This window comes from Streptomyces sp. PH10-H1 (genome assembly GCF_030063355.1).
Classification (GTDB): domain Bacteria; phylum Actinomycetota; class Actinomycetes; order Streptomycetales; family Streptomycetaceae; genus Actinacidiphila.
Genome location: NZ_JASISZ010000021.1, coordinates 45,780 through 64,217 on the forward strand (window position 1 = coordinate 45,780; position 18,438 = coordinate 64,217).

Consider the following 18,438-nt stretch of genomic DNA (forward strand, 5'->3'; position numbering starts at 1 on the left):
CGGCGCCTTCGTCAGCGGTATTCGGCCAGTCGCGGGCGGACGCCCAGCAGGACGAGGGCCGCCGCGGATGCCAGGGCGGACGCGGGGACGGCGGGCCAGCCGGCGAGTGCCGAGCAGGCGCTGTCGGTGTGCAGGACGAAGTCGCCCCGCTGGTGGGCCGCCAGCGCGTCGAGCGTGGTGGCGAAGTCCCAGAAGTCGAAGGCGACCTGGTCGCGGCCGACTTCGGTGAGGACGACGACGGCCTCGTCGACCCGCCCGGCGGCGCGCAGGGCGCGCAGATGGCCGTCGTCGGCGCGGAAGTGGCCGTAGCGGGTGAGGACGTCCTGGTAGGCGGGGCGTTCGGCGGGCGTCGCGTACGAGGCGGGGGCGAGGAGTTCGTCCAGGCGGTGGGTGAGGGCGTCGAAACGGTCACGCTGGATGGTGGCGGAGTCCGCGTCGTGGACGAACCAGCGTCTGCGTGGCGGCGGAGTCCGCTGCGACCTCGCGGGCCTCGGCCAGCCGGGACCAGGGACGCAGGCCCTCCTGTCCCGCGGCACTGATGTCGGCCGCTGCCGAGGCGAAAGCCAGGGAGCCGGACAGGGTGATGGCGACGGCGGCGCCCGTGGCGGCGAGCAGCGGGTTTCCCGCCGCACGGCCGGGCTGGCTCTCGTCCACGTGGGACGAGCGGGCGCTGGCGTCGTCATAACGGCCGAGCGCGTCGAGCAGGGACCGCACCCGGTCGCCCTGGCCGGGGTCGGCGCCGAGCTGTCGCACCAGGCCGCTGACCTCGGCACGGCGCTGCTGCGCGGTGATCAGGGCGAGCAGCCGGCGAAATGCGTCGCCGCCGTCAGTCCTTGTCGTCCGGCTTCCACAGCGAGTGTTCGCGCCGCGCCCACCACGGGGCCACGCTCCCCGTCCGCATGCCCAGCCGCGCCTCGGGGTCCTTGGCGGCCATCCAGACGTGCCCGGTGATGGCGGCGGCGAGCAGCAGCGCCAGCCAGTCATGGACGAAGGTGGCGCCGGTCCGCCAGAGCACCGGGGCGAGATGGGTGAACCACATCATCAGCCCCGTGCCGGTCATCACCAGCACCGCTCCGGCGGTGAACGCCGCGTACAGCTTCTGCCCCGCGTTGAACTTGCCCGCGGGCACTCCCTCCTTGCTGCGCTTGCGCACCACGGTGCGCAGCCACTTCCAGTCGTACGGTGCGAAGCGGTTGAGCAGGCGCAGGTCGGCACGGAGCGCGCGGAAGAACATGCCCGCCAGCAGGGGCGCCAGGAGCACCAGGCCCGACCATTCGTGGACGGTCACCATCAGCCGCCGTCTGCCGACGAGTTCGGCCAGCGGCGGCAGATACAGGCAGGCGGCGGTGAAGACGCAGATGCCCATCAGCCAGGCGGTGCAGCGGTGCACCCAGCGTTCGGCGCGGCTGAAGCGGCGCAGCCGCCGCGCCGGGGGCCGCGGGGCCGTGCGGGCGGCCGCCCCGTCAGGAAGTCGGGTCATCGGACCGTCCGTTCGACTTTCCGACCCAGGCGTCGACGTCGTAGCCGAGTTTCTCCCAGTAGCCGGGCTCGACGTTCTTGGTGAGGGTGATCCCCGACAGCCACTTCGCGGACTTGTAGAAGTACATCGGCGCCGCGTAGAGCCGCACCGGGCCGCCGTGGGCGTGGGTGACGGGCTTGTCCTGCATCCGCAGCGCCACCATGACGTCATCGCGGCGGGCCTGCTGCAGCGTGAGGCTCTCGGTGTAGGCGCCGTCGAAGCAGTCGAACCGGATGGCGGTCGCCTCCGGCCGCACCCCCGAGGCGGCGAGGAGCGCGGAAAGCCGCACTCCGGCGAAGGCGGTCTTGGGCACCCGCCAGCCCGTGACGCACTGCACGTCGTGCACCAGCCGCTGCTGCGGCATGGCCTGCAGATCGGCGAGCGTGTACGTCGCGGGACGGTCGACGAGCCCGCCGACCGTCAGCCGGTAGTCATCGGCATTGCGCTTGGGCACGGAGGAGGTGACCGAGTAGTAGCGGAAACCCCCGCCGCCGGGCAGCAGCCCGGTCAGTCCGGTGGGGTCCTTGGCGCTCGCCTCGGCGAGCACCGAGTCGAGGCGGTCCTGCACGGAACCGCCCAGGGCGACCCCCGCGGCGCCCAGCCCCAGCATTCCCAGCACGACACGCCGTCCCACCGGCGCACCGCGCGGCTCGCTGTCCTTCCTCGGGTCCCTGAGGGGGTCGTCATCACGGGGCTCTTGCATGAGACGATTCGAGCACGCCCGGCGGCGCCTGGCCAGGGACGGAGCCCGGACGTCAGGCTTTCGTCATAACTCTGGACAGAAAGCGGGTGACGGCCGCGTTGAATTCTGCCGGCCGTTCGAGGTTCGGCAGGTGGGCGGCGCCCTCGATGACGACCAGCTCGGATCCCGCGATCCGCCGGTGCATGGCTTCCGCGTCGGCGACCGGGGTGTACTCGTCGTCCCGGCCGACCACGACGAGCGCGGGCACGGTGATCCGGCCGAGCAGCTCCACATAGTCGGGACGTTCGGCGCGCCCCCGCAGGGCCGCGGCCGCGCCCTCGCGCGGCGCGCCGTACATCATGCCCCGCACATGATCGGCGACGGCGGGCAGCGCCTCGAGGTTGTACGGCGCGACCATCTTGGACAGCGCCTCGTCGGTGTACCCCTTCAGCCCCTCGCGCACCAGCCGGTCGGCCATGTCGCGCCGTACGCGCTTGCCGTCCTGGGTCTCGGCCGCCGGGAAGGTGTCGGCGAGCAGCAGGCCGCGGACCCGGTCGGGGAAGAGCCGGCAGAACTCCATGACGATCTGGCCGCCCATCGACAGGCCCCCGATGACGACCCGGTCGAGACCGAGGTGGTCGAGCAGGGCGGCGATGTCGCGGGCGAAGGTCTCCAGCGGGGTCGTGCCGGGGACGACGGTGGTCTCGCCGTAGCCACGAAGATCGGGGGAGACGACACGCCATCCCTGCACGGCGAATGCACTGACCTGGGGTGCCCACATCGAGCGGTCGAAGGGGTGGCCGTGGATGAGGACGAGCGGATCGCCGTCGCCCGCATCGTCGTACCCGATTGCGATTCCGTTGACTTTCGCGGTCCCCACCAGTGCCATCCCCTTGATTTGTCCCTCACACCCGGTCCCCGTGCCGGGTTCTCTCCGCGATGTTATGGCTGGACAATGGCGAGTGCAATCTTTATATTGCACTCGGTGCAATATCTGGATGGGCGAGAAGTACGAGGGAGGTCCACCGAGTGGTGGAGGACTACCGGGCGGTCGCCGACGCGGTCGCGGCGGACATCGAGGCCGGGCGGCTGCGGCCGGGCGACCGGCTCGCCACCCAGCGCGCCTTCGCCCGCCACCGCGGCATCGCGAACTCGACGGCGAACCGGGTCTACCGCGAGCTGGCCCGGCGCGGCCTGGTGGTGGGTGAGGTCGGCCGGGGCACCTTCGTGCGCGCCGCCCCGGAACGGCCGGGGCCCGCGCTCGCCGAGCCGGCCGTCGCGCGGGTCGACCTGGAGCTGAACTACCCGGTGGTGGCGGGGCAGACCGCCCTGCTGGGCGAAGGCCTCGGCCGGCTGCTGCGGCCCGATGTGCTGGAGGGCTCCCTGCGGCCGGCAGGCGTCGCGGGAACTCCCGCGGCGCGCGAGGCGGCGGCCGCACTGCTCACGCGGGCCGGCTGGGCACCGGATCCGGCGCGGGTGCTCTTCGCCGGCAACGGCCGGCAGGCGATCGCCGCCGCCGTCGCCGCGCTGGTGCCCACCGGCGGCCGGCTCGGCGTCGAAGCGCTCACCTATCCGGTGGTGAAGGCCATCGCCACCCGGCTCGGCGTCACCCTCGTCCCGCTCGCCCAGGACGAGGACGGGCTGCTGCCCGACGCCCTGCTGGCCGCTCATCGCAGTGCCCCGCTGGCCGCCGTCTACCTCCAGCCGACGCTGCACAATCCGCTGACGACGACGATGCCGGAGCGCCGCCGCGCCGAACTCGCCGCCGCGCTGCACAGCACCGGGGTGCACGCGGTCGAGGACGCCATCTGGGCCTTCCTGAGCGACGGGCCGGCCCCGCTGGCCGCCTGGGCTCCGGAGCACACCATCGTGGTGGACAGCCTGTCCAAGCGTCTCGCGCCGGGCCTCACCGCCGGCTTCGCCGTGACGCCCCCGGGGCTCAGCGACCGCGTCGCGGCCGCGCTGCGCTCCGGCGCCTGGACGTCGGCCGGTTTCGCCCTCGACGCGGCGACCTGCTGGATCACGGACGGGACCGTGGCTGCCATCGGCCGGGCCAAGCGCGAGGATGTGACGCTGCGCCAGGAGATCGCGGGCCGACGGCTCGCCGGGTTCTCGGTGCGCACCGACCCGTCCTGCTACTTCGCCTGGTGGGAGCTGCCGGAGCCCTGGCGCGCCGACACGTTCGTCGCCGCCGCGGCCCGGCGGGGCATCTCGGTCACCCCGGCCGCGGCATTCGCCGTGGGTCCGCACCGCGCGCCCAACGCGGTACGCATCGGACTCGCCTCGCCGCCGCCCGGCACGCTGTCCTCGGCGCTCGGCACCCTCGCGGAGATCGCCGCCGGCTCTCCGGACGACGCCATGGTGGACTGACCCTCATCGCCACGCCCGAAGCGCCCGAGGCGCTCGGCGCACTCGGCGCACTCGGCGCACTCGGCACACTCGGCGCACTCGGCACACCTGCGACACCCAGTGCGTTCAGTGCGGCCAGCTGCCGGTGGCCAGAAAGCCCTTGATGGCGGCCGCGTACGGGCCGATGTCCAGGCGCTGTTGGGCGAGCCAGTCGTCGGAGTAGTACTTGTCGAGGTAGCGGTCGCCGGGGTCGCAGATCAGGGTGACGACGCTGCCGGTCTCCCCGGCCTCGACCATCTCCGCGATGATCTTGAAGGCGCTCCACAGGCCGGTGCCCGTCGAGCCGCCGGCCTTGCGGCCGATCGCCCCGTCCAGCGCCCGCACCGCCGCCACCGAGGCGGCGTCCGGCACCTTCATCATCCGGTCGATGGCGCCCGGCACGAAGCTCGGCTCCATCCGCGGCCGGCCGATGCCCTCGATGCGCGAGGCCACGTCGCTGGTCACGCCCGGGTCGCCGGTCACCCAGCCGTCGAAGAAGCAGGAGTTCTCCGGGTCGGCGACGCACAGCCGGGTGTCGCGCTGGGTGTAGTGCACATAGCGGGCGATGGTGGCGGAGGTGCCGCCGGTCCCCGCGGTGGCGACGATCCAGGCCGGCTCGGGATACCGCTCCAGGCACAGCTGCTCGAACATCGACTCGGCGATGTTGTTGTTACCGCGCCAGTCGGTGGCTCGTTCGGCGTAGGTGAACTGGTCCATGTAATGCCCGCCGGTCTCGGCGGCGAGCCGCGCGGAGACCTCGTACACGGTGCGCGGATCGTCCACCAAGTGGCACTGCCCGCCGTGGAATTCGATCAGCCGCTGCTTCTCATGACTGGTGGTCCGCGGGATCACCGCGATGAACGGGACGCCGATGAGCGTCGCGAAGTACGCCTCGGAGACCGCCGTCGAGCCACTGGACGCCTCGATCACCGGTTTGCCCGGCCGGATCCAGCCATTGCAGAGCCCGTACAGGAACAGCGACCGGGCCAGCCGGTGCTTGAGCGAACCCGTCGGATGCGTGGACTCGTCCTTGAGATACAGATCGATGCCCCATTCCAGGGGCAGCGGGAAGCGCAGCAGATGGGTGTCGGCCGAGCGGTTGGAGTCCGCCTGGACCTTGCGTACCGCTTCCTTGAGCCAGTCCCGGTAGGCGTGGTCGGTACGGTCCACGTCCACCGTGCGGGTACAGCCGCTGTTCTCCGCCTGCTCGATCGTGCCCACCGCGCCAGCCTCCCGCTCATGCCGGACCTCCGGCGGCACGCCGGAGCCGTTTCCGATCATAAGCGGCCGATAGCAGATGAACGCGCTCAAATGCCCCCTGGTGTGCGATCCCCGGGCGGAGCAGACTGGCCGCAGTCGGGCCGCTGGAGCCGGAGTTCAGGGCGACGGACAGCGGATCGGGCGGCGCGACGGACAGTGCGCCCCGCCATGCGGGTTGCGGATCCCGCCACGCGGGGTGACCCTGAAGTCACATCACGGAGTACTGCAGCAGTCACTCTACGCATTTTCGCTCAGGTGTTCCCATTCCGAGCGGTGCAGGACCCGGCTTCCGAACGGCGGCCGGCCCTCGCCGCGGAGGGAGTCGCAGCCGTGATCATGCAAGCCGACAGACAGTGCACCCTGGAACTCGACGCACTGCCGTCCCGCATCCAGCAGGTCCGCAGAATCGTTTCAGCGCAGCTGCGCTACTGGCATCTCGACCCGCTCCTCGATACCGCCCTGCTGGGCATCACCGAATTGCTGGCGAACGTTCACCGGCATGCCGGGGCCGACAAGCACTGCGCGGTGGAACTGACCCTCGTCTCGGGCCGGCTGACCGTCTCCGTGCTGGACAGCGATCCCCATCTGCCCCAGGTCCGGCCCTCCGAGCCGATGGCCACCTGCGGGCGCGGGCTCGCCATGGTGGCGGCGCTCAGCGACAGTTGGGGAGCCGACCCGGTACCGGGTGGCGGCAAGATCGTCTGGTTCAGCCTGCACGTCGAGGCCCCGGCACCGGCACCGCGAAGACGCCCGGCGAGACGGGCCCCCGCCGTCGCCGTCGCCTGACCCCCGCAGCCCGGTCCCCACAACCCCGGCCGCCGTGTCCCCCCGTGCGGGACGCGGCGGCCGGGTCATGTCCGGTCCGGAATCAGCGGTCCGGGCCTTCCGGGCTCACTCGGTGGCGATGGCGCGCAGCACGTCCAGCCGGGCCGCCCGGCGGGCCGGCCGCCATCCCGCGAGGACCCCCGCGATCAGCCCGACCAGCAGGACCACCCCGAGTTGCACCGGCGGCACCGCGAACGCGCTGGTTCCCGCGCTGTCGGTGGCCTTCACCAGCGCCCAGCCGAGGAACGCGCCCAGGCCGAGGCCGCCGACCGTACCGAAGGCGGCGACCAGCACCGACTCCCAGCGCACCATCGCCCGCAGCTGCGACCGGGTCTGGCCGACCGCGCGCAGCAGTCCCAGCTCCCGGGTGCGCTCGTGCACCGCCAGGGTGAGGGTGTTGGCGATCCCCAGCAGCGCGATGACCACGGCGAGCGCCAGCAGCGCGTAGACCAGGGTCAGCATCATGTCGATCGCCGACGCGGAGGACTTGGCGTACTCGGCGCGGGTCTGCACCTCCGGATTGCCGTACGCCGCCGCCACCTTGCTGACAGCCGCCTTGCCATCACCGGCCGGCACACCGTCCTTGAACGCGATCGCGATGAGGGTGTCGGCGTCCTGCACCCGGTGCGGGGCCCACGCCTCACGGGTGATCACGTAGTCGCCCGCCAGATCCGCCCGCTCGTACACCGCCGCCACGGTGAACGGCAGCCGCTTCCCGTCGGCGAAGACCAGCGCCGCCGTGCTGCCGACCTTCCATCCGTGCTTGTCCGCCTCGCCCCTGGCCACAGCGATGCCGTGGGCGCCGAGGCCGGTGAGCGAGCCGTCGACGGTGCCGAGGTCGAGAACGGAGGAGAGCGCCGCCGGGTCGGTGACGGTCAGCTGGCGTCCGCCGCCGTCGACCTTCGCGACGCCCTTCCCGAGCCCCACCGCCGTCCGCACCTCGGGCAGCCCCGCGACGGCGGGGGCCAGCCTCGGGCTGAGCCCGCTGCCGCCGAACTTGGGGATGCTGATCGCGACATCGCCCGCGAAGGACCGGGACACCGTCTGGTCCATGGTCGCCTTGAGCGAGGCACCGAAGACCGTGAACAGGGACACGACCGCCACGCCGATCATCAGCGCGGTCGCGGTGGCGGCCGTCCGCTTCGGGCTGCGCAGCGCGTTGCGCCGGGCCAGTCCCCCGGTCACCCCGCGCAGCCGGGCCAGCGGCGCGCCGAGCAGGCGTACGGCGTACGAGGACGCGACCGGGCCGAGGACGACGAACGCGGCCAGGGTGAGGACCGCGCCGCCGCTCGTCAGCCAGACGTTCGGCGCGCCGGCCGCGCCCGTCACGGTCAGGGCGATGCCCGCCACCGCCCCGGCCAGGCCCAGTGCGGCCCGATTGCGCGAGGCGCCCGACGTGTCCACCGCCGTCTCCCGCAGCGCGGCCAGCGGCGCCGTGCGCCCTGCCCGTACGGCGGGCAGCAGCGCGGAGCCCACGCACACCACCAGGCCGACGGCGAAGGGCAGTACCAGCGCGGTCGCCCCGATCACCAGGGGTCCGTTGGGGAACGGGAAGCCGACCACCGGGAACAGCGCCTGGAGTCCGGCCGCGACGCCGATACCGCCGAGGAGTCCGGCGAGCGAGGCGACAGCCGCGACCACCGCGGACTCGACGAGCGTCGAGCCGAGCACCTGGCGGCGCGACGCGCCGAGCGCCCGCAGCAGCGCGTTCTCCCGGGTCCGTTGGGCGACCACGATCGCGAAGGTGTTGTGGATGCTGAAGGTCGCCACCAGCAGGGCGATGCCCGCGAAGACCATCAGCAGCGAGGTGAAGATCTTCAGGAAGGTGCCGGAGACCATAGTGATGTTCTCGTCGGTGGCCTGCTGTCCGGTGATGGCCTCGACGCTCCTCGGCAGGACGGGAGCGAGCCGCTGGGTGAGTTCCCGCTGGCTGACGCCAGGTCCCGCGCGCACCTGGATGGACGACGCCTGACCCGGCTTCGGGGTGAGATACCGCTCCGCGTCGGCGCGGGTGAGACCGGTGAACGTCGTCTGGCCCATACCGTCCTCGCCGCCGAAGGCGGCCACGCCGACGATCGTCACCTTGACCGGATCGGGAGTGCGCAGCACCGCCGTGTCACCGATGTGCAGGCTCCCGGCCTTGGCCGCGCCCCTGTTGATGACAGCCTCGCCGGACGCCTTCGGAGCGCGGCCCTCGGTGAGCGTGTACGGGTTGAGCTTCGCGTCGTCGATCCAGTTGCCCGCGATCGTGGGCGGACCCTTCCCGCCGACCGGCTTGCCGTCACCGCCGACGAGCTGGCCGACCCCCTGGACGTTCGGGGCGGCCGCGGCCACGCCGGGAACCGCCTCGATCCGCTGGACGAGGGAAGTGTCGACGGGCTGGCGGGTACCCTGCCCGCCGCCCGGCACGGTGATGACGTCGGCGCTGCGGACGACCGCGTCCGTACCGCGGTTGGCGTCGGTGAACAGGGTGTCGAAGCTGGCCTTGAGGGTGTCGCCCATGACCATCGTGCCGGCCAGGAAGGACACCCCGAGGAAGACCGCGAGGAAGGTGCCGGCGAAGCGCCGCTTGTGGGCCCGCAGCGAGGCGAGGCTGAGTCGCAGCGATGTGCGCGCATCGCTCATGACGTCGCCCCCCTGCCCGCGCCGGAGCCCGCCGCGGAACGCGCTCCTGCGGCGGCGAGGCCGTCGAACGCCTTCATCCGGTCGAGCTCTCCGCGGTGGGGCCGGTCATCCGGTCCTCCAGCCGACCGTCGGCGAGGAAGACGACCTCGTCGGCGTGGGCGGCGGCCACCGGGTCGTGGGTGACCATGACCACGGTGCGGCCCATCTCGTGGACCGCGCGCCCCAGCAGGTTCAGTACCTCGGCGCCGGACCGCGAATCGAGGTTGCCGGTCGGCTCGTCGGCGAAGACCACATCCGGCCGGCCCGCCAGCGCGCGGGCCACCGCGACCCGCTGCTGCTGGCCGCCGGACAGTTCGCTCGGGCGGTGCAGCAGCCGGTCGCCGAGGCCGACGACGTCGATGAGCGCGTCCACCCACTCGGTGTCAGGGCGGGTGCCCGCCAGGTCGAGGGGCAGGGTGATGTTCTCGGCGACGGTCAGCGTCCCCACCAGGTTGAAGGACTGGAAGACGAACCCGATCCGCTCCCGGCGCAGCAGCGTCAGGTCGCGGTCGCCGAGCGCGCCCAGGTCCGTGGCGCCGATGAAGGCGGAGCCCGAACTGAGCGTGTCCAGGCCCGCGGCGCAGTGCATCAGGGTGGACTTGCCGGAGCCGGACGGGCCCATGATCGCGGTGAAGCGCGCCGCCGGGAACTCGACGGTGACGCCGTCGAGCGCGCGGACCTCCGCGTCCCCCGCGCCGTAGACCTTGTAGGCGTCCACGACGCGGGCGGCGGAGGTGCTGACAGGGGTCAGGGTGGTCATCGGGCACCGCCCTTGGTGCCGGACTTCTTCTCGTCCTGCCCGTGCGGTCCGAACTGTTCGTTCAGGACGGCGAGCCTGCTGCGGTACTCGGCCTCGTCGATCTCGCCCGAGGCATACCGGCGGCCGAGCATCGCCACCGGCGAATGCTCGCCGTTCGCGGCGCGCCACTGCCATGGTCCGCGGCCGCAGCCACGGCCGCGCCATACGGTGCGGCGCAGCAGCAGCACGACGCCGACCACGATGACCGCCCAGATGAGCGGGAAGAACAGGATCCACGGGCCGGGCCCGCCGTCGTGCCATGCGATGACGTTCATCCGAATCGTCTCCTCGGTGATGCCGCGATGCGAGATGCATCCCGACATCACCGAGCCTGGTCCGAAAGCGCCGCCAGGTCGTCGTACGGCCAGCGGCACTCCGCGTACCACGTGGGGAGTACGGGAGCCTGCCGCGGATACGTCCGGCGCCGCGGTCCCGCGGCCAGAAGGCGCTGCGGTCAGAAGGTGATCGCGATACCCACCTGCGGCCGCTTGCCGAGCCGCACGAGCGCGCCGCCCACGTCCAGGAACCGGAAGCGCAGGCCGTACTTGCCCGTCATGGCCTTGCGGACCCGGTCGAGTCCCGACGCGTCCAGCAACCGCGCCGTTCCCCCTGCGGTCGCGGCCCCGTCGGCGACCCGGCCGCGCGCGTCGCACACGGTGACGGTCACCCGGCCGCTGTTACGGATCCGCTTGACCTTGCCGGTGTCGTCCTTCGTCCACACGAGCAGGTCGTCCCCGTCCCTGACCGCCCACACGGGGGTGGACACCGCGTCGCCGCTGCGGCGATAGGTGGTCAGACTGACGTACGGGCTGCGGGCGATCTCGTCGGGCACCATGAAAGCGGAGAGTACTCGGCGCCGCCCGGTGCCGTGACCGGCAGGGCTCACCGGGTTGCGTGTCTCTCAGGCCACGCCGGCCTCCGCCACCGGACGAACCGGCTGCCGGGCGGGCCCGGCGAACCGATGCGGTCACCGCAATAACATGGGGAACTGTGGAGACATGGCGGTGCACCGGACTGCGCTGGAGGGGCGGTCCCACCGTGTGGGAGCCCTCCTGGGAGTGGTCGCATCCCCGGTACGGCGACCGGAGCAGCCCGGTCCGGATCGGCCGGTCGCTGGCCCTGGCGGTGGGCGCCGGTGCGGTACGGCGCTGTGCGGGCGTACGGCGTGCCGGCCGTCACATCGTGTGCCCGCGCGCCACGGAGCTGAGCGCCACGGCCCGCCGGGACCAGTGCGACGACTGCGCCGCGCTGGACCAGCTCTCCTCCGTCGCCGCCGACACCATGGCCGACGATCCCCGGCCGTACTCGGTGTACTTGGCGTACTTCGGGCCGGGTCTGACCAAGGTCGGCATCACCGCGGTGGAACGGGGCGCGACCCGGCTCGTGGAGCAGGCGGCGGTCTGCTTCAGCTTTCTCGGGCGCGGGCCGCTGATGGCCGCCCGGCGCACCGAGGCCTCCCTCGGGGCCGCGCTGGGGATTCCCGACCGCGTGTCGGCGGGCGCCAAGCGGGCGGCGCGCTGGGCGCTGCCGTCCGCCGGGGAGCGGGCGGCCGAACTCCGCGCCCTGTACGAGGCCGTGACCGAGGTGCCGGACACCTTGGAACGGCTGCCGTACGCCCTGGTCGATCATGCCGAACTCTTCGGTCTGGAGCCGGATCCGCCCCGACCGGTGGCCCGGATCACCGCCCTGGCGCCGGGAACGTCGGTCACCGGCACCGTGCGGGCGGTAGCCGGGAGCGATCTGTACCTGGATGGGCCGGGCGGCCGGCTCCTGCTCGACGCCCGCCTCGTCTCCGGCTGGCCGCTGACCGGTCCCGCCCCCGGATCGCAGGCCGCGGCTCCCACCGCTCCCGTGCTCCGGCCCGGGGACGTTCCCGAGCCACTGTTCTGAACTCCCCGGATCCCTGTCCGGGGACGTTTCCGAGCCGCACTTCTGAACTCCCCGGATCCCGCGGCCCGTCCGGGATCACCCGGGCCCGACAGGGACCCCGATCACCCGTGGCTGGGCTCGGGCTCCCTGGCCTCAGGCCGCATGCTCTCCGTCCCATTGCTCTCCGTCCCGCTGGTCTCCTCCCGCGCATCGGCCCGCAGTACGGTGCCGGCCGGCGAATCCCCTGCCGCCCCTTCCCCTTCACCGGACTTGACCGCCAGGAGGAGCAGGAAGAAGCAGGAAAGGAGCAGCAGGCAGAGGGCGGTCGGCCAGCCCACGACGGGCGGCCCCCATTCCAGCGCGCCTCCGGAGAACTGGCGGGACCTGCCGAACGCGTACCGCAGCGCGGCCCAGCAGAACGCGCCGGCCTGCGCCAGCGCCCAGCAGCCGGTCAACAGCCGGGGCACCCGCGTCCGCAGCCGTTCCGGTAGAGCGTTCCAGCGGTCGCCGAGTACCACCGCCGCCAGTACCGGGACGCCGACGGCGACGGCCAGCAGATAGCGGCCCTGCCAGATGAGTCCCAGGTGCGCGGCCTGCGGTGCCATGAGCGCCATCGGGCCGAAGGCGCTGCCCGCCATCAGCGCCGCCAGGACGAGGATCTCGCGCCTTCTTCCCACCGCCAGGGACAGCACGACGAGGCAGCCGGTCATCACCCACCACAGCACATAGGTGAGTTCGGGGGCGTCGACGTTCAGCGATCCGAATATCGCGATCATCTGGTGGAGATAGGACGGGAGGAGGTCGAAGACCGCCTTGAGGGCGGACGCCAGCGGTGCGTACCGCGACAGGGTCTCGTCGGGGAGCGCGAGGGTGTCGGCGGTCAGGGTCCAGACCACGGCGGCCAGTCCCGCGGCGCCCGTCACCGCCAGGCACAGCCACACCGGGCGCAGCCGGGCCAGTCGCCGCAGCCGTCCCGGGCGCGCCAGGAGCAGTCCCGCGGCCAGGATCAGCGCGATCCACAGCGGACCCAGCGCCCGCATGGAGGCGAGCAGGACGCAGGCGGCGCCGAGCCGCACCAGCCGTCTGCGCAGGTGCGGCAGGCCGTCCCGGTCGGTCGCCAGCCGTACGACGACGGCCCAGGCCAGCACCGCCGCCGCGATTTCCGGGCCGTTCGGATTGACCACGGCGCCGAAGTAGACGGTCGTCGGGGTGGCGGCGGTCAGCACGCCGGTCAGCGCGATCCGGCCGCTGTACCCCCCGGTCGCTCCCTCGTGAACCGCCACGACGGCGCTCGCCAGCAGCGCGGCACACAGCAGCGCGCTCATCAGGCGCATCGCGTACAGGCCGGCCTCGCCGGTGAGCCACAGGCTCGGCCAGCCGACCAGCAGGTAGTACCCCGGGCCGTACGTGCCCGCGCTGGTGAGGACCATCGCGGTGTCGCCGGACGTGGCGACGGTGCCGCGGCAGGCGACGGAGAGCTTGTCGTCATTGCGGAAACACCGGTAGGCGCCGTTGGTGACGTCCAGGTCACGGTATCCGGCGGGCACCCGGACCGCGGTGTAGCCGACCGAGACATTGACCCCGACGTGGTGGGTCTCCGTGATCCGCTGCTCACCGCCGAGCCCACCCCGTACGACGGCGGCGGCCTTGACCATGTGGGCGGCTTCGTCGGGGGGCGCGGTGATGGGTGTGGCCAGGGCCCACGCGCTCATGAGCGTGAGGAACGTGGCGAAGGCCAGCGTCCAGACCGTACGGGCACCGGCCCACGCCGACACCCGCTTCCGCAGCCAACCGGCCACCGTTGGGCTCCACTTCTTCCGACCCCGACGCCCGCACGGAACCCCGTCCCGCCGACGGTCGCGCCATCAATTGAGGCGCACCATATACGCGCGACCTGACGTTCTGGTTCCACGGAATCACCCCCTCGCCGCGCCCGGGAACCACCCCCGGGCGGTGCTCGCGCATTCCGGGATATCGCCTGCTCACACGGGGGTTGCGGCGAGTTCGCACACGGGTGCGGCCGGTGGCTGGGAGGCCCGGGGAGGCGGTAGGCGGGCGGCGGAAATTCCGCCGCCCGCCCCGCACTGTTCAGCGTCAGGTCACCGTTTCGCGGGTCGCGGAGCATCGGCGGGCGGCGCGTCCCGGAGGGCCACCGCCCGCTTCACACCACCCGCTGGGGCCGCCCGTCCGTCAGCCGCCGAGTGCCGTCAGGGGGTCGTCGAGCACCGGCTGCCAGGCCAGTTCGGCGGCGCCGACCAGGCTGTTGTGGTCGAGGGCGCAGCCCAGCAGCGGCACGCTGCCGCTGCGCCCCCACAGGCTGCGGTCGGCGACGACCGCGCGCAGCCGCTCCGGATCGGCGTCCAGGAGGTGGCGGTGCAGTCCGCCGAGGAGGATGCGGTCGGGGTTGAGGACGTTGACGAGGCCGGCGAGCCCGAGGCCGAGGCGGTCGATGAGGGTGTGGGCGGCGGCGCGGACGCCGGGGTCGGCGTACTCATCGCGGAGCAGGTCGCGGGCCTGTTCCAGAAGGGAGACCTCCGGTCCCGGCGGGCGTCCCGCGGCTTCGAGGAAGGCGAGCGGATCGACCTCGACGTCCAGGCAGCCGCGGCTGCCGCAGTGGCAGGGGCGGCCGTCGGGGTTGACCGTCAAGTGGCCCACTTCGAGGGCCAGTCCGGAGCTCCCGGTGTGCAGCCGTCCGCCCAGCACGAGCGCTCCGCCGACGCCGCGGTGGCCGGTGGCGACGACCAGCAGCTGGTCGGCGCCGCGTCCTGCGCCGTGCCGGTGTTCGGCGAGGGCGGCGACGTTGACGTCATTGCCCAGGAAGGAGGCCATCGGCGCACCGCCGGGGCGAGTGATGCCGGCCCGGGCGATCTGCTCGGCGAAGACCTCGCGTACGGGGGAGCCGGCGGGCCAGGCGACGTGCAGCGGGTTCAGTGCCGTGCCCTCGGGTTCCGCGACGGCGGACGGTACGGCGAGCCCCGCGCCCAGGCAGACTCGTCCCGAGGCGCGCAGCAGCTCCGCCCCGGCCTCGACGACCGCGCCCAGGACGTGCGCAGGATCGGCCGGCACGGTCATACAGCCGGGAACGGTGGCGACGATCCGTCCGCCGAGCCCGACGAGCGCCGCGCGGAATCCGTCGGAGTGCACCTGGGCGGCGAGGACCACCGGGCCCCCGGGGTCGACGGTGAGCCCGTGCGAGGGCCTGCCCTGGGCCCCCGAGGCGCCATTGGGCCGGGTGTCCACCCGGATGAGGCCCAGCGCCTCGAGCTCGGCGGCGACCGCGCCCGCCGTGGCGCGGGTCACACCGAGTTCCGAGGTGAGCAGGGCGCGGGTCGGCGCGCGGCCGGTGTGCACGAGTGCGAGGGCCGGGCCGAGTGCGCCTCGGCCCCGCTCGAGCCTTGTCCGAATCTGGGTCACCCCCCTATTCTGACTTTGTGCCGACGCTAAACAAAATAGGGATGGCCCTGACGGCGTCCCGCCGCGACCCGCCCGACCCCTCACTCACCCCGCTTCGTGTCGCCCTCACCACCTTCTTCGCCCTCGACGGCTTCATCTTCGCGGGCTGGGTGGTCCGCATTCCGGCCATCAAGGCGCAAGTGGGCGCCTCCGCAAGCGAGCTGGGGCTCGCCCTGCTCGGCGTCTCGGCAGGCGCCGTCGCCACGATGGTGCTGACCGGAGGGCTGTGCCGGCGCTTCGGCAGCCGCCGGATCACGGTCGTGACCGGTGTACTGATGTCGCTGAGTATCGCGCTTCCGCCGCTCACCCATTCGGCTCTCGCCCTCGGCCTGGTGCTGCTGGTGTTCGGAACGGCGTACGGCGGGATGAACGTAGCGATCAACAGCGTCGCCGTCGATCTGGTCGCGGCGCTGCGCCGTCCCGTCATGTCCGGCTTCCATGCCGCGTACAGCCTCGGCGGGCTGCTCGGCGCGGGCCTCGGCGGCCTGCTTGCCCCCCATCTGTCGCCCACCACCCACCTCCTGCTGCTCACGCCGGTCGGCCTGCTGGTCCCGGCCGTCGCCGGCCGGACACTCCTCGCACACCGGGTCACCCCGCCGGCGGACGCCTTCGTCCCTGCGGAGGTTCTCGTCCCTGCGGACCATGACGTGCGCGCGGACCGGCCCGCCGGACGGTCCGCCGAACCGCCTGTACCGCCCGTGCGCCGGACCGCCCCGCTGGTGGCCGTCTTCGGTCTGATCGCGCTGTGCACCGCCTACGGCGAAGGGGCGCTCGCGGAGTGGGGACCGCTGCACATCCAGCAGGACCTCGGCGGAGGCCAGGGGATCGCGGCGGCCGGATATGCGGCGGTCGCATTCGCGATGACACTCGGGCGGCTGTCCGGCACGGCGCTGCTGGAGCGCCTCGGCCAGACCCGGGCCCTGGTACTGGGCGGACTGACCGCTTGCACGGGCATGCTGCTCGGCGCGCTCGCCCCGTCTGTGTGGCTGGCGGTCGCCGGATTCGCCGTGACCGGCCTCGGGCTGGCCAACCTGTTCCCGGTCGCCATCGCCCGCGCGGGCGAACTCGCCGGGCCCAGCGGGGTCGCGGCGGCCTCCACCCTCGGCTACGGCGGCATGCTGCTCGGCCCGCCTTCCATCGGCTTCCTGGCCGACTCCTTCGGACTGCCGGCCGCACTGACCACGGTCGCGCTCCTGGCGGCCGCGGCCTCCGCCATCGCGTATGCGGTACGGAACATGGGCACCCGTACGAACTTGTGACGCACAGACCTCCGGATACCCGCCGCCCGGGGCCATCATGGTCCCGAGCCGCCCACCCGCGAGGAGCCACCATGCACCGCCTGCCGCCCTGGATCCCGGCCGCCGTCCGCGCCGTCCTGCGCGAGCGGGTCTCGCGCGTCTACCTTCTCCTGGTGGCGGCGGCCCTCGTCCTCCTGCTGGCCGACACGGCCTTCTTCTCCCACCAGGACGCCTCGTTCTCCCGGGTGTGGCTGATGCTGCTCACCCTCCCCTGGTCGCCGCTGTTCGCGTCGCTCCTCGCGGCGGTCGCGGGGACCAGCGGCTCCGACGTCGAGTTCGGCTGGGCCGGGTACGCGATCGCCCTCGCGGCGGCACTGGTGTCGGCGCCGGTCAACGCCTTGCTGCTCGGAGTGTGCGCACGCGTTCTGCGAGGACGTACCGAGCGCCGCGACGGGATGTCACAATCCCGCCATGGAGACGGATGAGTTCATTGAGAACCTGCGTCACGACGGAACACTGCTGGCCACCGCCGCCGAACAGGCCGGCCTGGACGCACCGGTGCCCCCCTGTCCCGACTGGCAGGTGCGAGACCTTGTACAGCACACCGGCACCGTCCACCGATGGGCGACCGGATTCATCGTCGAAGGCCGTATGGAGCCCGCGCCGATAGAGGGCAAAGTGCCGGACGACGGCTCGCTGCTCGACTGGTACCGCGAGTCGCACGCCCGCCTTGTGGACGCGCTCACCGCCGCCCCGGCGGACCTGCGGTGCTGGCACTTCTTCTCCGCCCCCTCATCACTGGAGTTCTGGGCGCGGCGCCAGGCGCACGAGACGGCGGTCCACCGGGTGGACGCCGAGACCGCGCTCGGCAGGGCACCCTCCCCCGTGACCGCCGCTTTCGCGACCGACGGTGTGGACGAACTGCTGGCCGGCTTCCACACCCGTTCCCGCAGCAGGGTGCGCAGTGAACTGCCGCGCACCCTGCGCGTCCAGGCGCTGGACGCGCCCGACGGGACGGCCGACTGGCAGGTCCACATCTCGCGAGAGGCCCCCCGGGTGGAACGCGCCGCGCGCGGCGACGCCGACTGCACCGTGCGCGGATCCGCCGCCGACCTGTACCTCGCGCTGTGGAACCGCGGGCCGTACGACCGGCTCGAGGTGTCCGGGGACGCGGAGCTGGTGGAGCTGTGGAAGCGCGCCTCCCCCATCGTGTGAGGCGAGATTTTAGCAGGCGAGGCGAGGTTTGACGAGATGGGACGGGGCGAGGTGCCGGGTCCGGCGCGGGAAGGGACGGCGGTTACGCGCCGCCGCCGAGCATGCGCTCCAGTACGGCGCGCTGGCCGGGCCTGGCCGCCTCGTACCGGGCGCGGCCGAGGTCGGTGATCCCGACCCGTACGCCGCGCCGGTCCTCGTCGCAGATCCCGCGGAGGACCAGGCCGTCCTTCTCGAGCCGGGCCACCAGCCGGGACAGCGCGCTCTGGCTCAGATGCACGCGGTCGGCCAGCTCCTGGACACGGAAGGTGCAGCCGCCGTCCTGCGGATCCTCGCCGGTGAGCACGTCGAGGACTTCGAAGTCGCTGGCCCCGAGACCGTGCTGATGCAGTTCACGGTCGAGTTCGCACGCCGTTCGCGCGTGTACGGCGAGGATCCCCCGCCATTCGTCCACGAGCGTCCGCTCACCTTTGTCGCCGGTCATATCTGCACGGTAGCAGAGAAACCGACCTTCATGCACGGGCATTAA

17 protein-coding genes and 1 pseudogene are annotated in these 18,438 nt (G+C 72.8%); 6 read left to right on the forward strand and 12 right to left on the reverse strand.

All coding sequences use genetic code 11. The features are described from left to right. Positions 1 to 11: 11 nt before the first annotated feature. The 4 genes from QMK24_RS15420 to QMK24_RS15435 form a co-directional block, all read right to left on the reverse strand. Positions 12 to 536, reverse strand: a complete 525-nt coding sequence (locus tag QMK24_RS15420) for an MCP four helix bundle domain-containing protein (RefSeq protein WP_283466450.1) — start codon at positions 534 to 536, stop codon at positions 12 to 14. Positions 537 to 826: 290 nt separating this feature from the next. Further along, complete coding sequence (locus tag QMK24_RS15425) at positions 827 to 1,480, reverse strand: cytochrome b/b6 domain-containing protein (RefSeq protein ID WP_283466451.1); 654 nt, start codon at positions 1,478 to 1,480, stop codon at positions 827 to 829. Beyond that, the gene (locus tag QMK24_RS15430; protein ID WP_283466452.1) at positions 1,464 to 2,222 is read right to left on the reverse strand and encodes a molybdopterin-dependent oxidoreductase; all 759 of its coding nucleotides are present in this window, start codon (positions 2,220 to 2,222) and stop codon (positions 1,464 to 1,466) included. Before QMK24_RS15430 ends, QMK24_RS15425 begins: the two co-directional genes overlap by 17 nt. A 52-nt stretch (positions 2,223 to 2,274) precedes the next feature. After that, positions 2,275 to 3,090, reverse strand: coding sequence for an alpha/beta fold hydrolase (locus tag QMK24_RS15435; protein WP_283466454.1), 816 nt, complete (start codon positions 3,088 to 3,090; stop codon positions 2,275 to 2,277). 143 nt (positions 3,091 to 3,233) lie between these two features. On the opposite strand from QMK24_RS15435, the gene QMK24_RS15440 reads away from it, so the two are divergent. Continuing rightward, positions 3,234 to 4,571 carry an aminotransferase-like domain-containing protein gene (locus QMK24_RS15440; protein WP_283466535.1) on the forward strand — a complete coding sequence of 446 codons (1,338 nt, stop codon included), beginning with the start codon at positions 3,234 to 3,236 and terminating at the stop codon, positions 4,569 to 4,571. A gap of 105 nt (positions 4,572 to 4,676) precedes the next feature. Here the strand turns inward: QMK24_RS15440 and QMK24_RS15445 are convergent, their stop codons facing one another. After that, positions 4,677 to 5,870, reverse strand: a complete 1,194-nt coding sequence (locus QMK24_RS15445) for a PLP-dependent cysteine synthase family protein (RefSeq protein WP_283466455.1) — start codon at positions 5,868 to 5,870, stop codon at positions 4,677 to 4,679. Between the two features lie 315 nt (positions 5,871 to 6,185). Here QMK24_RS15445 and QMK24_RS15450 point away from each other — a divergent pair, with 315 nt between their 5' ends. Next, complete coding sequence (locus QMK24_RS15450) at positions 6,186 to 6,635, forward strand: ATP-binding protein (protein WP_283466536.1); 450 nt, start codon at positions 6,186 to 6,188, stop codon at positions 6,633 to 6,635. 105 nt (positions 6,636 to 6,740) lie between these two features. Here the strand turns inward: QMK24_RS15450 and QMK24_RS15455 are convergent, their stop codons facing one another. The 4 genes and pseudogenes from QMK24_RS15455 to QMK24_RS15470 form a co-directional block, all read right to left on the reverse strand. After that, complete coding sequence (locus QMK24_RS15455) at positions 6,741 to 9,299, reverse strand: ABC transporter permease (protein ID WP_283466458.1); 2,559 nt, start codon at positions 9,297 to 9,299, stop codon at positions 6,741 to 6,743. Next, positions 9,296 to 10,098 (reverse strand): annotated as a pseudogene (locus QMK24_RS15460) (ABC transporter ATP-binding protein). Before QMK24_RS15460 ends, QMK24_RS15455 begins: the two are co-directional and overlap by 4 nt. Next, positions 10,095 to 10,412 carry an SHOCT domain-containing protein gene (locus QMK24_RS15465; protein WP_283466460.1) on the reverse strand — a complete coding sequence of 106 codons (318 nt, stop codon included), beginning with the start codon at positions 10,410 to 10,412 and terminating at the stop codon, positions 10,095 to 10,097. Before QMK24_RS15465 ends, QMK24_RS15460 begins: the two are co-directional and overlap by 4 nt. A gap of 179 nt (positions 10,413 to 10,591) precedes the next feature. Then, positions 10,592 to 10,972, reverse strand: coding sequence for a PPOX class F420-dependent oxidoreductase (locus QMK24_RS15470; protein WP_283466461.1), 381 nt, complete (start codon positions 10,970 to 10,972; stop codon positions 10,592 to 10,594). A 203-nt stretch (positions 10,973 to 11,175) separates the two neighbouring features. Here QMK24_RS15470 and QMK24_RS15475 point away from each other — a divergent pair, with 203 nt between their 5' ends. Beyond that, a complete protein-coding gene (locus tag QMK24_RS15475; RefSeq protein WP_283466462.1) occupies positions 11,176 to 12,027 on the forward strand; it encodes a DUF2797 domain-containing protein in 852 nt (283 codons plus the stop codon). Positions 12,028 to 12,128: 101 nt separating this feature from the next. Here the strand turns inward: QMK24_RS15475 and QMK24_RS15480 are convergent, their stop codons facing one another. Next, positions 12,129 to 13,805, reverse strand: coding sequence for a DUF2142 domain-containing protein (locus QMK24_RS15480; protein WP_283466463.1), 1,677 nt, complete (start codon positions 13,803 to 13,805; stop codon positions 12,129 to 12,131). Positions 13,806 to 14,196: 391 nt separating this feature from the next. Then, entirely contained in the window at positions 14,197 to 15,420 is a 1,224-nt protein-coding gene (locus QMK24_RS15485) for an ROK family protein (protein WP_283466464.1), read from the reverse strand. A gap of 17 nt (positions 15,421 to 15,437) precedes the next feature. Between QMK24_RS15485 and QMK24_RS15490 the strand changes: the two genes are divergently transcribed. The 3 genes from QMK24_RS15490 (at position 15,438) to QMK24_RS15500 (ending at position 17,912) form a co-directional block, all read left to right on the forward strand. Further along, on the forward strand, positions 15,438 to 16,718 hold the full coding sequence (locus tag QMK24_RS15490; RefSeq protein ID WP_502962597.1) for an MFS transporter: 1,281 nt from the start codon (positions 15,438 to 15,440) through the stop codon (positions 16,716 to 16,718). A 71-nt stretch (positions 16,719 to 16,789) separates the two neighbouring features. After that, the gene (locus QMK24_RS15495) at positions 16,790 to 17,182 is read left to right on the forward strand and encodes an SCO4225 family membrane protein (RefSeq protein ID WP_283466468.1); all 393 of its coding nucleotides are present in this window, start codon (positions 16,790 to 16,792) and stop codon (positions 17,180 to 17,182) included. After that, entirely contained in the window at positions 17,169 to 17,912 is a 744-nt protein-coding gene (locus QMK24_RS15500; RefSeq protein ID WP_283466469.1) for a maleylpyruvate isomerase family mycothiol-dependent enzyme, read from the forward strand. Before QMK24_RS15495 ends, QMK24_RS15500 begins: the two co-directional genes overlap by 14 nt. An 82-nt stretch (positions 17,913 to 17,994) precedes the next feature. Here QMK24_RS15500 and QMK24_RS15505 read toward each other — a convergent pair whose 3' ends face one another. Next, positions 17,995 to 18,393 (reverse strand): MarR family winged helix-turn-helix transcriptional regulator, encoded by a 399-nt coding sequence (locus QMK24_RS15505; RefSeq protein ID WP_283466471.1) that lies wholly within the window; start codon positions 18,391 to 18,393, stop codon positions 17,995 to 17,997. Positions 18,394 to 18,438: the final 45 nt, after the last annotated feature.

Coding starts and splice junctions, on each gene's coding strand:
- QMK24_RS15425 (WP_283466451.1), bottom strand. CDS start 1,480: ATGACCCGACTTCCTGACGGGGCGGCCGCCCGCACGGCCCCGCGGCCC.
- QMK24_RS15430 (WP_283466452.1), bottom strand. CDS start 2,222: ATGCAAGAGCCCCGTGATGACGACCCCCTCAGGGACCCGAGGAAGGAC.
- QMK24_RS15435 (WP_283466454.1), bottom strand. CDS start 3,090: ATGGCACTGGTGGGGACCGCGAAAGTCAACGGAATCGCAATCGGGTAC.
- QMK24_RS15445 (WP_283466455.1), bottom strand. CDS start 5,870: ATGATCGGAAACGGCTCCGGCGTGCCGCCGGAGGTCCGGCATGAGCGG.
- QMK24_RS15450 (WP_283466536.1), top strand. CDS start 6,186: ATGCAAGCCGACAGACAGTGCACCCTGGAACTCGACGCACTGCCGTCC.
- QMK24_RS15455 (WP_283466458.1), bottom strand. CDS start 9,299: ATGAGCGATGCGCGCACATCGCTGCGACTCAGCCTCGCCTCGCTGCGG.
- QMK24_RS15465 (WP_283466460.1), bottom strand. CDS start 10,412: ATGAACGTCATCGCATGGCACGACGGCGGGCCCGGCCCGTGGATCCTG.
- QMK24_RS15470 (WP_283466461.1), bottom strand. CDS start 10,972: ATGGTGCCCGACGAGATCGCCCGCAGCCCGTACGTCAGTCTGACCACC.
- QMK24_RS15495 (WP_283466468.1), top strand. CDS start 16,790: ATGCACCGCCTGCCGCCCTGGATCCCGGCCGCCGTCCGCGCCGTCCTG.
- QMK24_RS15500 (WP_283466469.1), top strand. CDS start 17,169: ATGGAGACGGATGAGTTCATTGAGAACCTGCGTCACGACGGAACACTG.
- QMK24_RS15505 (WP_283466471.1), bottom strand. CDS start 18,393: ATGACCGGCGACAAAGGTGAGCGGACGCTCGTGGACGAATGGCGGGGG.